The following is a 15285-nucleotide window of genomic DNA, read 5'->3' as shown; positions in this document are numbered from 1 at the left end:
GCTCGCCATGCTTGAGCCATACGCACCGGCGCTGCGGATAAGCAGCAAATCCCCTTCTTCGCAGGTGATGGTGCGGTCTTTGCCGAGAAAGTCGCCGGTTTCGCAAATCGGGCCGACGATATTGGCCGTCAGAGGCTCAATGTCTTTGGTTTCGACCGCTTCAATGTGATGATAAGCGTCATAAAGCGCCGGACGCATCAAATCGTTCATCGCTGCATCGACCATCACAAAGTTTTTCTCTTCGCCATGTTTGACAAACTCAACGCGCGTCAACAACGAACCGGCATTGCCGACCAAACTACGACCTGGCTCGAGGACCAGTTTCAGACGGCGTGTACCCATCAGTTTTTGAGCGGCTTGGGCATACGCGCCCAAATCAGGCACATTTTCGTCTTGGTAAACAATGCCGACGCCGCCGCCCAAGTCCAAGTGTTCCAACACAATGCCTTCGTCTGCCAGTTGGTCGACCAAGTTCAAGATACGTTCGCAGGCTTCAACAAGCGGGCTGAGGTCGGTCAGTTGCGAGCCGATATGGCAGTCGATACCAACGATTTTCAAATGGCTTTGTCGGGAAGCATGACGATAGGCCTCAAGCGCATCGGCATAGGCAATACCGAATTTATTGGCTTTCAAACCGGTGGAGATATAAGGATGAGTTTTGGCATCGACATCAGGATTGACGCGCAGGGAAACCGGAGCGACCTTACCCAAACGCGCGGCAACCTTTTGAATACGGTCGATTTCGGGAATGCTTTCCATATTGAAGCATTTCACGCCTGCATTCAGCGCAAATTCAATTTCTGCCTCACTCTTGCCCACACCAGAAAAAATCGTTTTCGCCGCATCGCCGCCGGCTGCCAAAACACGCGCCAACTCGCCGCCGGACACAATGTCAAACCCGCTCCCCAAAGAAGCAAAGTGTTTGATGATGCTCAGGTTGCCATTGGCTTTCACTGCGTAGCAGACAAGCGGATTTAAAGCGGCAAACGCAGTTTGGTAGTTTTCAAACGCCTCGGTCAGCGCAGATTTGCTGTACACATAAAGCGGCGTGCCGAATTCCTCGGCAAGGTGGGAATAAGGGATTTGTTCGCAGGATAAGGTCATGTTTGTGAAGTCTTTTTTTAATCGTTGGTTTGAGTGGTCGGCTCTTTTGCCGTATCGAATTTCAAGCCGGTCTGAATCACGCCGAAGCGCGCCTTGTCGCCCTCTTTGGGCAGGTAGAGGTCGCCTTTATAACCGCAGGCAGAGAGCAGCAGAGCCGTTGCCGCTGCAAAAAATACGCCGTATTTCATCAGTAAAACTTTCTTCATCATTACGAATGTGGCAAGATTCGGTATCTTAAACAAAAACCACACAAAAAGCCATGATGACCGAAAGCGAATTCATCCGCCTGAGCGAAGAATTGTTTGAACACATTGAAGATCAAATCGATGAAAACGGCTGGGATTTCGACTGCCAGTTTGCTGGAAACGTGCTGACCATCGAAGCCGAAGACGGCACGCAAATCATCGTTAACCGCCACACGCCCAACCAAGAATTGTGGATTGCTGCCAAAAGCGGCGGCTACCATTTCGCCGAGCAAAACGGCAAATGGCTGGCAACACGCGACAGCCGTGATTTCTACGACGTTTTAAACGAAGCACTGAGCGCGGCTTCGGGCGAAGCGGTTGAGATTACGGAATTGTGATTCAGTCTTCGAATATCCCTAGCTAAAAATCTATTTACCTCAAAGGATACCCAAATGCCCCTACTAGACAGTTTCAAAGTTGACCACACCCGTATGCACGCTCCTGCCGTACGCGTGGCAAAGACCATGACCACGCCCAAAGGCGACACCATTACCGTGTTTGACCTGCGTTTCTGCATTCCCAACAAAGAAATCCTGCCTGAAAAAGGCATTCACACGCTGGAGCACCTGTTCGCCGGTTTTATGCGCGACCACTTAAACGGCAACGGCGTTGAAATCATCGACATTTCCCCGATGGGCTGCCGCACCGGTTTTTACATGAGCCTCATTGGTACGCCCGACGAGCAAAAAGTGGCCGATGCATGGCTCGCTTCAATGCAGGATGTTTTGACTGTTCAAGACCAAAGCAAAATCCCCGAGCTGAACGAATATCAATGCGGTACTTATCTGATGCACTCGCTTGCCGAAGCGCACGAAATCGCCCAAAACGTTTTGGCACGCAAAGTAGCCGTCAATAAAAACGAAGAGCTGACATTGGACGAAAGCCTGTTGAACGCTTAATACGTTATGACAACAAAGGCCGTCTGAAACTTTAGAGAAAGAAAATTTCAGACGGCCTAAGACCTTTTATTCCAATTTTCAACCTTTCAGCCACAGTTTTACACCGCCTAAAAATAAGTTGGCGGATGCTGACAGTGTACATAGTATAATTACACTTTAAACAAACAACCTGATTCTATTGCCTTTATGAAACCGTTTTTCTGCAAAACCGCCATTGCCCTCAGCCTGACCCTCCCCGCCGCCGCCAATGCTGCCGAGTATGTCTGCAATGTTGAAGGCATCACTGTTTACGCATCACACCAACTCAACAATACCTGCCGCGCAGTTGACACAAACAACACCGTGGAAAGCAGCGTTGCTGCAGAACCAAACGTATTCACCGAATCTGAACCAACTAATAAATCCGTTACAAATGGTTCTGCTATCCTCAACGATATGTCCGCTTTAAAAACGGTACAAACAACAGAATTTAAAGCATCTGCCACTGACTACGTTCATGCTTCTCAAGCAATGCCTGCGGTACAAACCCCAGTCGTTGTTGCTCGAAACGAAAATGGTATTCCCGCACCTATTTCCATTCCTATTGCACAAGCACGTCTAACTTCTCAAATTGACAAAAATGTTGCTGACGGCCTTGCCATTCTCAGCGATACAGCTGTTTTAGACACTACCCCTACAATAAAATCTGAAATTGACACTACCGACGTTCTCAATGTCATGCCTGCTACTACACAACCTCAAACTATGGCTGATCAAACTCCAAACAATACTCCTGCCCCTATTACGCAAACCCTTCCAACAACATCTGCGATTCAAATCCCTCAAACAATTATTCAGAATCCTGTTGTTTCAACCCAAATACCTGATAAAACTACGGCCAAACAAAATAACCAAACCGTAATTGCCTCAGATGAAGCAATTGACAAAACACCTATCAAAGTTGAAACCAAGCGTAAAGGTAAAGCCTATACCAAAACCGCAACCCGACAGAATACAAAAAACACCAATACTGGTAAAACAACTGTCGCAAACACGGCTAACGAACAAACGATTAAAACCGTTGTTGCGCCAACAGTAGAATCAAATGTACCAAACAAACCTGCTGCAACGTTTTCCCCGGTAGATCAAAGCAAAACATCCGTACAAACGCCTTTCCCTAAGGCATATAAGCCGGCTGCCGATATTCCGTTCGATCCAAGCAATGTTTACAACGATATTAAAATTTTGCCCCATATTCCAATTACAAGCGTGACCAATACAGCCGAAGCCGCCAATCCGCGCATCAATATTATCCTGCGCAACCACCCAGGGAAAGCACGCGCCTCTTCATACAGCAAATACAAAGCCCCTGTTGTCCGTACTGCACCTGTAGTTAAACCTGCACCCAAACCAAATCCTAAAGAAGCCCGGAAACAGGTATTGCAAACTGAAGTACGCAACGAACAGGCCGCTATTATCCGCGCTCAAACACAGCTGAATGCAGCGAAACAAAAAGGCGATCAGACTAAAATCCAACAGCTGACCCGTACCATCAACGACCGCAAAGCGAATATCCGTGCTATTCAAGGCGAGATGTCTCGTTGATTGGGTTTTGATACAAAAAGGCCGTCTGAAAATATTTTCAGACGGCCCGAACTTTATGCAAAATCGCCCCAAAGCGTCTGCATGGCGGCAATGGCCGCAAGTGAGGCGGTTTCGGTGCGCAACACCCGTTTGCCAAGCGTAACGGATTGAAAACCGGCATCAAATGCCTGTTGCTCTTCCTTCTCCGTCCAGCCGCCTTCCGGGCCGACCATAAACACGACTTTGCCGGATCGCGGCTGAACATCGCTCAGTTTTTGTGCGCGGTTCAAGCTCATTAACAGTTTGGTCGTTTCCTGCGGCAACTGTTGCAATGCCTGTGCATAAGTCGTCAGCGGCAAAACCTTCGGCACAATATTGCGGCCGCTTTGTTCACACGCTGAAACAACGATTTCCTGCCAACGCGCCACCCGCTTTTCAGCGCGTTCGCCGCTCAAGCGGACGACACAGCGTTCGCTGATGACTGGGCGAATTTCTGCCACGCCCAATTCCACGCTTTTCTGCAAAGTGAAATCCATGCGCTCGGCGGCAGATACCGCCTGTACCAACGTAATGTTCAGCGGCGATTCGTTGTCCGTTGCCTCTTCCCGCAAAATCCGCACGCTGGCGCGGCGTTTTTCTAAAACTTCGGGCAAAGCCGGATATGACTTGCCATTGCCGTTGAACAACACGATTTCTTCCGTGTTTTTCACGCGCAATACATTCAGATGGCGCACCACATTATCGGGTAATTCGACCACGCTGTCGGGGCTTAAGGCAAAATCAACATAAAATCGGGGCATGGTTTCCTGCTTTATTCATGTATATAATTTAAATTTAAAATTTCATGAATGAAGTTGAAACACGGCGACATACTCCTGCCTGATTTCGATTTCATCCACTATAATTTAAAACTTCCCGAATTTTAATCTACTGTCACGCAAAACTGCAAAAAACAAGGATACGCCGTGCTATACCGTTTACAGAAAGTCGTCCGCCACATCGCCCAAACCGAAGTCATGCCGCGTTTTCTGAACACGCCGTCACGACGCAAGGAAGACGGATCGGTTTTGAGTGAAGCAGATTTGGCCGCACAAACCGCTTTTGCCGCCGCCCTTCCCTTATTGGAGGATTGTCCGATGTTGGGCGAGGAAATGAGCGTTCAGGAACAAACCCGTTTGTGGAACGAACATTCAGACGGCCTATGGATTGTCGACCCTATCGACGGCACAAACAACTTCGTCAACGGTTTGCCGCATTTTGCCGTATCCGTCGCGCTGGTTAAAAACGGCCATGCCGAATTGGGCGTGATTTACAATCCGGTCAGCGGCGAATGTTTCTATGCCGAACGCGGCAAAGGCGCATTTCTCAACGGCACGCCGCTGCCGCTGCGTTCGGAAAACAAAAAACTCAACGAATCCATTGCCGGCGTAGAAATCAAATACCTGCGTTCGGGCAAACTCGCCAGCCGCATGAATACCCTTGCCCCATTCGGCACAATCCGCAGCATGGGCAGCAGCACGCTCGATTGGTGCTACCTTGCCAGCGGCCGCTACGATATTTACATCCACGGCGGACAAAAGCTGTGGGACTACGCTGCCGGTGCATTAATTTTTGAAGAAGCCGGCGGCTGCCTGACCACTTTGGAAGGCGACGATTTTTGGAGCGGCGAACATGTATTTAAGCGTTCCGTCATCGCCGCATTGCAACCCGAGCTGTTTCAGCAATGGGTGAAATGGATTCGAGAAAATCAGTAAAAATACCGTTTATCTTCAAAATATCACGATTATCTTGCAACTTATTGAAATTATTTCACTTCTTAACAGCATTTAATACTAAAAACGGTAGAATATCAATCGCTGACACAACACCGCTCTTTCATCCCTTTTGGGCGGTGCAGCAAGTAAGACGTTTTCCCGCAATGTATTGGCCATTCATACTTCTCCCTTAGTATGAATGGTTTTTTTTATCTGCAAAAACAGCTTAGGCCGTCTGAACGTTCAGACGGCCTGTTTACACTACTATTTGAAAAACTGTCCGCAACACGCCTTAAACTTTTTGCCCGAACCGCACAAACAAGGCTGTTTCATCGTCGGTAACGCAACGGTCGGCTCAATAAAGTACCAACGCCCGTCTATTTTCACAAATGCCGACAATTCATGATGGCACTCAGTTTGCCCGTTCTCTTCAAAATACGCCTCAAACTCGACCAAAGCATGCAGCTTGCCAAACGGCACATGACGGATAACCTTCAATCCCGACCACTGCATCTGCCTACTCCATGCCGCCAAATCCTGCTTGTCCAACAAATTCTGCTGCGCAGGGACAGTCGTGTCCACGATATAGTCGATTTCCTGCAAAACATACGCGCTGTAACGCGAACGCATCAACTCTTCCGCCGTCGAGGCCGCCGCCTCACGCGCATGAAACGGTGCGCAACATTCCGTATAAACACGCCCCGACTGACAGGGGCAAAGTGTAGCCGTCATTCCTAATTACCCGAATAAATCCATTTCAAAATTATAACGCAAACCCGACTCAGGCCGTCTGAAAACGAGCGTAGCGCGTTTCGCTAAAACGAGCGTAGCGCGTTTCGCTAAAACGAGTGTAGAGAGTTTCACTAAAATAAGCAAAGCGGGTTTCGCCAAAACAAACGCAACAATCTGATATAATGCGCCTTTTCGATTTTGACTATCCATGATGACCATTCCCATCCAAAGCATCAGCCGCCTGTTGCCGCAAACCCAATGCCGTGAGTGCGGCTATGAAGGCTGCCTACCCTATGCGCGCGCCCTGTCGGCAGGAGAAGCGCCGGTAAACCTGTGCGCGCCGGGTGGGGAAACCGTCATGAAAGACATTGCCGACCTATTGGGCAAGCCCTACCTCGCTCCGGCAAAAACACAAATCAAAGCCGTAGCCCTGATTGACGAAGCCGTCTGCATCGGTTGTACCGCCTGCATCCGCGCCTGCCCTGTCGATGCCATTATGGGCGCATCCAAACTGATGCACACCGTCATCAGCGACGAATGCACCGGCTGCGGCTTGTGCGTTACCCCCTGCCCCGTCGACTGCATCGACATGGTTCCCATATCGCAGCCCTTCCTGCCGTCCGCACGCCGTTTCAGCACCTCTGCCGAACCGCGCTTTGCCGCCGCCGAACATGCACAAAGCCGTTTTGAACGCCATACCGCGCGTAAACAGCGCGACAATGCCGAACGCAAAGCCCTGCTGGCGCAACGAGAAGCCGCCGTCAAAGCCAAACAGGCCGCACAGGCACAAACCCAAACAGCCGCACCAAGCGCCGCATTCAACCCCATGGATTTGATTGCCAAAGCCATGGCCAAAGCGCAATTGCAACAGGACAAACTCGTCTCCTCCGACAACCGCGAAGACTTCAAAGCGCGCCAAATCGAAGAAGCCAAAGAACGCGCCGAACTGCGCCGCGCCCAACGTGATGCCAAATACGGCAACGAAGCCGAAAAAGCCGCCGCCATCGAATTTCTGCGCCGCTACAAAGCCGAGCAGGAAGCGGCCAAAGAAACCCGCTGATTTCCAAAACAACAAAACCATTCCTATAAAACTTCAGGCCGTCTGAAAATATCTTTCAGACGGCCTGATGCTTGATGTGCTATGGATTGTTTCAATAACAAAATATGCTCAACAAAATTCTAAAACCCAAACGCAAAAAAACCTGCTTTTTTCAAAGCAGGTTTTTTATATTTGGTGGGTCGTGAGCGATTCGAACGCTCGACCAACGGATTAAAAGTCCGCTGCTCTACCGACTGAGCTAACGACCCGATAAGCTGTGCATTATAGAGACGGGGCGCACAGCTGTCAACACCTTTTTTAAACTTTTTTATTCGACGACGATTTTCGGGAAGCGGCTGCTGAAGTCTTTGCCTTTATCGGCAATGGCCAGCGCGATTTGGAAGGCGGCTTCGGTGTAGATGTCGGCGATGGTTTGGTTGTTTTCAAACAAGGCCGAAGATGTGCCGCTGTCCATGGCTTCGCGTACCGGCAGGCTCAATGGAAGTTGGCCGAGCAACGGTACATTCAAACGTTCTGCCAAGTTTTTGCCGCCTTCTGCGCCGAAGATTGCTTCGGCATGGCCGCAGTTGGTGCAAATATGGACAGACATGTTTTCCAAAACGCCCAAAATCGGAATATTGACTTTGTTGAACATATCCACGGCTTTGCGTGCATCAATCAGGGCGATGTCTTGCGGCGTGGTGACGACAACGGAGCCGGTTACGGGGATTTTTTGTGACAGGGTCAATTGGATATCGCCGGTACCGGGCGGCAGGTCGATGAAGAGATAATCGACATTGTCCCATTCGCTTTGGAACATAAGCTGTTGCAAGGCTTGGCTGACCATCGGGCCGCGCCAAACGACGGCTTGGTCGGTATCGACCAGGAAACCGATGGACATCACTTGAATGCCGCTTTCGGCTTCAACGGGAATGAGTTTTTTGTTTTGTTGGTCGGGTTTGCGGTCTTGTACGCCGAGCATGGTGGGCTGGCTTGGGCCGTACAGGTCGGCATCGAGTACGCCGACGCGTGCGCCCATTCTGGCCATTGCGGTGGCAAGGTTGGCAGTGGTCGTTGATTTGCCGACGCCGCCTTTGCCCGATGCTACGGCGATGATGTTTTTCACGCCTTTGATGGTTGCTACGCCGGGTTGGACTTTATGCGTACCGATTTCGGTATCGATACTCAAGTGTATGTGGGTATCGCCGGTATGCGAAATGACGGCTTCTTGAACGGCGTTGGCAATGTCTGCGGCAATATGGGCAACCGGGAACGCGAATTTCAGGCCGATATGCAGGCCGTCTGAACGTTCTTCCAGAAGCGAAACGGCTTTTTCGCTGCCCAAAGTGCGTATTGTGGTGGGAATCAACACGGCATCGAGTGTGGTTCGGATGGCTGGAATATTCATAATCTGCCTCTTGAATGTGGGAAATTGTTTGATGTGCGCGATTTGCCTGCCTGACAAATCTGCTGAATTATACCCTTGAACGCCATGCAAGGGATACGCCCGAAAAACTTCAGGCTGCCTGAAACATCGGGCAGCCTGAAAAGAGAGTCAACTGAAACGCGGCCTTATTCGCTCAAGAGCGCAATGTCGGCAACTGCGTTCATTTGTTCTGCCAAGCGGTTCAGCAGGTTCAAACGGTTTTGCTTCACGGCGGTATCTTCGGCCATTACCATCACGCCGTCGAAGAAGGCATCGACTTGCGGTTTGACGGAAGCCAGTTCGGACAAAGCAGTTTGGAAATTGCCTTCGGCAACGGCGGCGGAGATTTTCGGCTGCAAACCTTGCGCGGCGGCGTATAGGGCTTTTTCTTCGTCTTGTTGCAACAGGCTTTCGTTAACCGCACCCAACTCGGCATCTGCTTTTTTCAGCAGGTTTTGCACGCGTTTGTTGGCAGCGGCGAGCGCGGCGGCTTCGGGCAGCTGTTTGAACGCGGCAACGGCCTGCAGTTTCGCCACTACGTCGTCCAAACGGCGCGGCTGTTTCGCCAATACGGCGGCAACGATGTCTTGCGGATAATCGTTTTGCAGCAACACGGCCAAACGTGCCTGCATGAAGTCGGCGGTTTCAGACGGCGTTTTCTCGTTAAGTAAACCTTGTGGGAAGCTGTTGAAGGCCGTCTGAATCAGTTCGTTTACGTCCAAACCGTACTGCATCAGCATGCGCAAAATACCCAATGCGGAGCGGCGCAGGGCGTATGGGTCTTTGTCGCCGGTCGGAATCAGACCGATGCCCCAAATGCCGACCAAGGTTTCCAGTTTGTCGGCTAAAGCAACGGCGGTTGCCACTTTGCCGTTCGGCAGGTTGTCGCCGGCAAAACGTGGTTGGTAGTGTTGCTCGATGGCTTCGGCGATTTCTTCGGTTTCACCGTCCAAGCGGGCATAGTATTTGCCCATGGTGCCTTGCAATTCAGGGAACTCGCCGACCATTTCGGTCACCAAGTCGGCTTTAGCCAAACGTGCGGCGCGCTCGGCTGCGGCGGCATCCGCGCCCAATGCTTTGGCGATATGGGCGGCAATGCTTTGCAGACGCTCGATACGCTCGGCTTGCGAACCGATTTTGTTGTGGTAAACCACGCTGGACAATTTCGGCAGGCGGCTTTCCAAAGTCGCTTTTTGGTCTTGTTTGTAGAAGAACTCGGCATCAGACAGGCGCGCGCGCAATACGCGTTCGTTGCCTTGGATGATGTGTGACGGATCTTCGGTTTGCAGGTTGGATACCAGCAGGAAGCGGTTCATCAGCTTGCCGTTTTGATCGAGCAGCGGGAAGTATTTTTGGTTTTGCTGCATGGTCAGAATCAAGCATTCTTGCGGCACGGCGAGGAAGTGCTCTTCAAAACCGGCTTCCAATACCACAGGCCATTCGACCAATGCAGTCACTTCGTCCAACAATGCTTCATCGGCGGCAACGGTCGCGTTCAGACGGCCTGCCTGCTCGTTCAAGGCCGTCTGAATGGCGGCTTTGCGTTCGGCAAACGATGCTTCCACTTTGCCTTGCTCGCGCATTTGTGCGGCGTAGCTGTCGGCATTTTCGATAGCGATTTCGCCGCTGGAAAGGAAGCGGTGACCCAATGTTTTGTTGCCGCTTTGCAGACCCAAAACGCTGACGTTTACGATGTCGCCGCCGTGCAGCACGATCAGGCTGTGTACAGGGCGCACGAAGGTAAATGTGCTACTGCCCCAACGCATGACTTTAGGAATCGGCAGTTTTTTCACTGCGGCATTGATGATGTCTTCCAAAAGCTCGCCCAGCGGTTTGCCGGTTTGGACGTATTCGTAGGCGTACACGTCTTGCTTGCCGTCGTGGACGATGGTCAGGTCTTCAATTTTCGCACCCGCACCGCGCGCAAAACCTTCCAAAGCCTTAGTCGGCGCACCGTCTTTCATGGCATTCGCCACGGCCGGGCCTTTTTTCACAATTTTTTGATCGGCTTGAACGGCTTTCACGTTTTTGACTTGAACGGCCAAACGGCGCGGAGAAGCGTAGGCAGTATATTCGGCTGCGCCGTCAAGCAGTTGCGCTTTTTCCAAGCCTTCGGCAACGGAAGCGGCAAAATGGTTGCCCAGATTATTGAGGGCTTTTGGCGGGAGTTCTTCAGTGAGAAGTTCGATTAAAAGGGTTTGGGTTGTCATGTGCTTATCGTTAAATAGGAAATTGGTTGGCGTCTGAAAACGGCATCATGCGGTTTTCAGACGCAAGGTTAATTGAATTGACGGCGATTTTATCATTTTCAGACGGCCTGTGGCTGTCTTTCACAAACAATTTGCCTGATTTTCAAGCCACTTCGTCCGCAACGGCTTCAATTCGTAGCGCGGATATACGGCAAACCGCTGGTTTCGTCGTATTCGGGAATGTCGCTTCCGGCAAACAGCGCACCGGCCAAACGCACGGCCGCGCCGGTCACGGCCGGAGAAATCATAAATCCGTGGCGGAACAGGCCGTTGACTTCAATCAGGCGGCGTTCGCGGTTAAAGCGGATTTCGGGATTGTGGTGGTTTAAAGTCGGGCGCAGGCCGGTGGCCAGTTCCAAAAGGTTTGCCTCGCCAAATGCCGGATGCACGGCGTACAGCGCGGACAAAAGTTCCAAACCGGAACGCACGCTTGCCGGCGCTTGGCTTTCGCTTTCGATTTGGGTCGCACCAATCACAAAAATATGGTTTTCCTTCGGCGCGATATACAAAGGATAGCGCGGATGCAGCAGACGCACGGGGCGGGACAGCTCAATTTCAGGTGCGTAAACGCGCGCCACTTCGCCGCGAACGCCGCGCAAAACGCTTTCAGACGGCCTGTTCCACGCTGATTTTGCACCATAACCGCGGCAGTCGATGACCCAATCATATTGCGTTGCCAAATCTTCGACTTCGCGTTCGCATGACCAATGACACGCTACATTCATTGATTCCAAAGCATCGGCAAGCGCATTCAATACTTGCCGTCCGTCCAACTGCCCTTCTGTCGGCAGATACAGGCCGTCTGAAAACCGCCCTGCCAGTTGTGGTTCGTTTGCCGCGATTTCATCTGCGTTCCAACGTATGGTTTCATGTTCCGCCACGCCGCCGCGCTTCAAATGACGGGCAAACTCGGCAGAAAGCGGCTTGTCCTGCGTGTGCCAGACAATCAGGCTGCCTTTTTCCTGCATCATCACCGGCGTGTTCAGACGGCCGACAATCGCGCGCCAAAGCGCGATGCTTTGTTTGCCCAAACGGATGACTTCGGGCGTTGCCTCCACCGCTTCGGCAGACGGTGCCAGCATGGCCGCGGCAACATAAGCGGCGGCTTGCGCGCCGTTGCGTTCGCCTTTCTCAAACAACTCGACCGAAATGCCCTGCTCTGCCAGTTGGAATGCCATCAGACGGCCCGACAGACCGCCACCGAGTATCGCAACCTTAGACATCAGTTTCTCCTTGTTTTTAATATATAAATAAGCAGCATATTTTAGAACTTGTTTTGCTGTATCACAATATCGACAGAAAATGAGAACTGCTTTTGCAGATTATGCTCGGGCTGAATCAGTAATACATAAACAAAGTCTTCCCTCTATACCCGGCAGTTAACCGCTTCAAGCTGCCAATCAGTTTTTATAAAAATATCTTCCTTACATAAAACTTACTATTTGAAGTGAGTGTGTTACGGCGGCAAATCAAATTGTGTTGACGTGTTAAATACGCCCACCTGCTTATCCGAACTTCACTTCCGCCCCGAATACTTCCTGCCATAGTTTTCGCACATTGCCATAGTGGGTCAGCAATTCGTCCGTCACTTCGGTTTTTTTGGTATCGCGCAGTTTGGTGTTGTGTTGCTGCTGGCGGTAGAAGCGGTAGGCGGTGCGGCTTTGTTCGGCGAGGGTTTTATCGATGAGGCCGCAGTCGGCGGCAATGTTCAAGAGGGCAATGTTTCCGTAGTTATCGAGGAGTTGCGGATACTGGCGAGCATGGGCAAGGATGAGATATTGGACGATAAATTCGACATCGACCACGCCACCGCGCGCGTATTTGACGTTGCTGTCGGCAGGCGGATGAGTGGGGAACATTTTTTCGCGCATTTCGATGATTTCGCCTGCTAAAACGGTTTGGTCGCGTTCGGCAGTCAGCATCTCAGTACGGATACGATCGAAGGCCGTCTGAACATCAGGCGTACCGCAGATAAAACGGGCGCGGGTAAGGGATTGGTGTTCCCAAGTCCATGCGTTTTCGCGCTGGTATTTTTCAAAGGCGGCGATGCTGTGGGCGAGGAAACCTGCGTCGCCGTTGGGGCGCAGGCGCAGGTCGGTTTCGTAGAGGCTGCCTGCGCCAGTGGCGGCGGAAAGCCAGTTGGTCAGGCGGCGGGCGAGGCGGCTGTACACGTCGCCTGCATCGGAATGCGGATCGTCGTAAAGATAGACCAAGTCGAGGTCGGAGGAATAGCTGAGCTCTTTACCGCCCAGTTTGCCGTAGCCGATGATGGCAAATTGCGGCGTATCGCGGTGTTTTTTGGGCATATCCGCCCACGCGCATGACACGGCGGCGGTGAGGATGGTGTCGGCAAGGGCGGAGAGCTGGTCGGAAAGGGATTCTACCGTCCACAGTCCGGCAAGGTCTTGAACGGCGAGGTGGAAGACTTGGGCGTGTTGGAAATGGCGCAGCGTGTCCATTTGCGCTTCGGTGTCGCCGCCGCAGGCTTTGAGGTCGTTTGAAAGTGCGGCGGCAAGGGCCGGCCAGTCGAACGCGGTATCCAAAAGCTGGGCGCTGATGAGTTCGTCCAGCAGAATCGGGTATTTACTCAGATACGTCGCCACCCATGAGCTTTGGCTCATGATTTGTGCCAAATGCGCCAAGGTTTGCGGATGTTCGTTGAGGAAGGCGAGATAGGCGGAGCGGCGGCTGATGTTTTCGAGGAAGTCAAACAGCCGCATTAATGTGTCGGTCGGGTTGGGTTGCGCTGCCGCCGCCTGTACCAACAACGGCACAATGGCGTCGAAACGCGGCTGAGCGTGTGCGGAAAGGTGGCGGTATTTATGACCGTTGCGGATTTGGTCGAGCCTTGCGGCGATGGTTTCGGCATCAAACCCGTGTTCTTTCAGACGGCCTTGCCGCTCTTCTTCGTCGGGCTTGTTTTGCCATACCCATTGCCATTTGCTGTTGTCTAGGGTTTGCTCTTCGGGTTCGCTCAAAATTTCGTTGAACAACTGATTGACTTTGTTCCGATGAACGTTGAGGTCGTCTAAAAAGGCAGCATAGTTGTCGAAACCCATGCTTTCGGCGAGCAGTTGCTGCTGTTCGGGCGAGGTGGGCAGGGTTTGGGTTTGCTGGTCGTCCCAGTATTGCAGGCGGTGTTCGACGTCGCGCAGGAAGCGGTAGGCGGCCAGCAGGGTTTCGACGTTTTCAGACGGCATGATGCCCAATTCGGCAAGTTTTTTCAGCGTTTCCTGCGTGCCTTTCAGTTGCAGCGCGCGCATTTGTCCGCCGCGTATCATTTGGAAAATCTGAGCGATAAATTCGACTTCGCGGATGCCGCCCGCGCCGAGTTTGATGTTGTCCGCCATGCCTTTTTTGCTAACTTCGCTGCGGATTTGGCGGTGCAGGTTGCGCATTGCTTCATATGCGCTGTAATCCAGATATTTGCGGAATACGAAGGGGCGCACCAGCGCTTTGATGTCGTTCGGATACGGCGTGACCACGCGGCCTTTACACCACGCGTAGCGTTCCCATTCGCGCCCCTGCGTAATCAAATATTGCTCCAGCGCGGTTTCACTCAACACCAGCGCGCCCGAATCGCCGTCCGGACGCAGCCGCATATCGACGCGGAACACCTGCCCGTCGGCGGTAATGTCGTTCAGCAGCGCAATCAGTTTCTGCCCGACTTTGGTGAAAAACTCCTGATTGCCGCGTTCGCGCCTGCCGTCGGTGTCGCCCGATTCGGGATAGACGAAAATCAAATCGATATCGGAAGACACGTTCAACTCATAGCCGCCCGCCTTGCCCATCGCCACCACGCTCAAATGCTGCGGCGATTTCGTATAACGCCCGATCGGCGTACCGTACATGTCCCGATAATAGGCGTAGGCGAAATCCAGCGCGGTATTGACGGCAAAATCGGCAAACAGCGTAATCGTGCGGGTCACTTCGTTCAAATCGCTGATGCGGTTTATATCGCGCACGATAATCTGCGACACGACATAACGGCGTAATTCGCGCAACTGCCGCGCCAATTCTTCCTCATTTTCTTCCGCGCGAACTTTGTCCCAGTCGGCAAAGGCTTGAAAATCAGCTTCGGTCAAAACCTTATCCAGCATGGGCAGGAAAATTTCGGGCTTGAGTTTGCCGGAATCAAGATTACGGGCGAGAAAAAGGGAATAACGGCGGGCAGTATCGAGGCGGTTCATAATCTTTGCCTGAATAAACAGAAAAGACCATCATAGCAAGGTTTCAGGCCGTCTGAAACCCACGCTTTCCCCTATCCGTGCAAT

Annotated in this window: 14 protein-coding genes and 1 tRNA gene; 5 read left to right on the top strand and 10 right to left on the bottom strand. The window is 51.9% G+C overall.

From position 1 onward, the window contains the following. Both lysA and O3661_RS01450 read right to left on the bottom strand, forming a co-directional pair. On the bottom strand, positions 1–1104 hold a 1104-nt coding region (lysA, locus tag O3661_RS01455), incomplete at its 3' end, for a diaminopimelate decarboxylase (protein WP_371492056.1). Between the two features lie 17 nt (positions 1105–1121). Further along, positions 1122–1292, bottom strand: coding sequence for a lipoprotein (locus O3661_RS01450; RefSeq protein WP_036472795.1), 171 nt, complete (start codon positions 1290–1292; stop codon positions 1122–1124). A gap of 71 nt (positions 1293–1363) precedes the next feature. Here O3661_RS01450 and cyaY point away from each other — a divergent pair, with 71 nt between their 5' ends. From cyaY to O3661_RS01435, 3 genes are all read left to right on the top strand, one after another. After that, positions 1364–1687, top strand: coding sequence for an iron donor protein CyaY (cyaY, locus tag O3661_RS01445; RefSeq protein WP_314593018.1), 324 nt, complete (start codon positions 1364–1366; stop codon positions 1685–1687). A 54-nt stretch (positions 1688–1741) separates the two neighbouring features. Then, positions 1742–2248, top strand: coding sequence for an S-ribosylhomocysteine lyase (luxS, locus tag O3661_RS01440; protein ID WP_004518928.1), 507 nt, complete (start codon positions 1742–1744; stop codon positions 2246–2248). Between the two features lie 186 nt (positions 2249–2434). Further along, on the top strand, positions 2435–3832 hold the full coding sequence (locus O3661_RS01435) for a hypothetical protein (RefSeq protein ID WP_371492055.1): 1398 nt from the start codon (positions 2435–2437) through the stop codon (positions 3830–3832). A gap of 53 nt (positions 3833–3885) precedes the next feature. Here the strand turns inward: O3661_RS01435 and O3661_RS01430 are convergent, their stop codons facing one another. Then, a complete protein-coding gene (locus O3661_RS01430) occupies positions 3886–4611 on the bottom strand; it encodes a 16S rRNA (uracil(1498)-N(3))-methyltransferase (RefSeq protein WP_371492054.1) in 726 nt (241 codons plus the stop codon). 165 nt (positions 4612–4776) lie between these two features. Between O3661_RS01430 and O3661_RS01425 the strand changes: the two genes are divergently transcribed. Further along, the gene (locus O3661_RS01425) at positions 4777–5565 is read left to right on the top strand and encodes an inositol monophosphatase family protein (RefSeq protein ID WP_003684681.1); all 789 of its coding nucleotides are present in this window, start codon (positions 4777–4779) and stop codon (positions 5563–5565) included. A 264-nt stretch (positions 5566–5829) separates the two neighbouring features. Here O3661_RS01425 and O3661_RS01420 read toward each other — a convergent pair whose 3' ends face one another. Both O3661_RS01420 and O3661_RS01415 read right to left on the bottom strand, forming a co-directional pair. Beyond that, on the bottom strand, positions 5830–6297 hold the full coding sequence (locus O3661_RS01420; RefSeq protein WP_004518935.1) for a YchJ family protein: 468 nt from the start codon (positions 6295–6297) through the stop codon (positions 5830–5832). Positions 6298–6303: 6 nt separating this feature from the next. Continuing rightward, the gene (locus O3661_RS01415) at positions 6304–6507 is read right to left on the bottom strand and encodes a hypothetical protein (protein ID WP_371492053.1); all 204 of its coding nucleotides are present in this window, start codon (positions 6505–6507) and stop codon (positions 6304–6306) included. Between the two features lies 1 nt (position 6508). On the opposite strand from O3661_RS01415, the gene O3661_RS01410 reads away from it, so the two are divergent. Next, complete coding sequence (locus O3661_RS01410) at positions 6509–7357, top strand: RnfABCDGE type electron transport complex subunit B (protein ID WP_371492065.1); 849 nt, start codon at positions 6509–6511, stop codon at positions 7355–7357. Positions 7358–7529: 172 nt separating this feature from the next. Here the strand turns inward: O3661_RS01410 and O3661_RS01405 are convergent. From O3661_RS01405 to glnE, 5 genes are all read right to left on the bottom strand, one after another. Beyond that, a tRNA-Lys gene (locus O3661_RS01405) sits at positions 7530–7605 on the bottom strand. Between the two features lie 59 nt (positions 7606–7664). After that, on the bottom strand, positions 7665–8744 hold the full coding sequence (apbC, locus tag O3661_RS01400) for an iron-sulfur cluster carrier protein ApbC (RefSeq protein WP_371492052.1): 1080 nt from the start codon (positions 8742–8744) through the stop codon (positions 7665–7667). A 164-nt stretch (positions 8745–8908) separates the two neighbouring features. Continuing rightward, positions 8909–10972 (bottom strand): glycine--tRNA ligase subunit beta, encoded by a 2064-nt coding sequence (glyS, locus tag O3661_RS01395; RefSeq protein ID WP_371492051.1) that lies wholly within the window; start codon positions 10970–10972, stop codon positions 8909–8911. Positions 10973–11139: 167 nt separating this feature from the next. After that, a complete protein-coding gene (locus O3661_RS01390) occupies positions 11140–12234 on the bottom strand; it encodes an FAD-dependent oxidoreductase (RefSeq protein ID WP_371492050.1) in 1095 nt (364 codons plus the stop codon). Positions 12235–12516: 282 nt separating this feature from the next. Further along, positions 12517–15201: a bifunctional [glutamate--ammonia ligase]-adenylyl-L-tyrosine phosphorylase/[glutamate--ammonia-ligase] adenylyltransferase gene (gene glnE, locus O3661_RS01385; protein ID WP_371492049.1), complete on the bottom strand. Its 2685-nt coding sequence runs from the start codon at positions 15199–15201 to the stop codon at positions 12517–12519. Positions 15202–15285 lie beyond the last annotated feature (84 nt).

This window comes from Neisseria sp. 20925_1_37 (assembly GCF_041433255.1).
Taxonomy (GTDB): domain Bacteria; phylum Pseudomonadota; class Gammaproteobacteria; order Burkholderiales; family Neisseriaceae; genus Neisseria; species Neisseria flavescens_D.
Note: the sequence above shows the minus strand (reverse complement) of the source record. Positions and strands in the feature narration are given on the sequence as shown.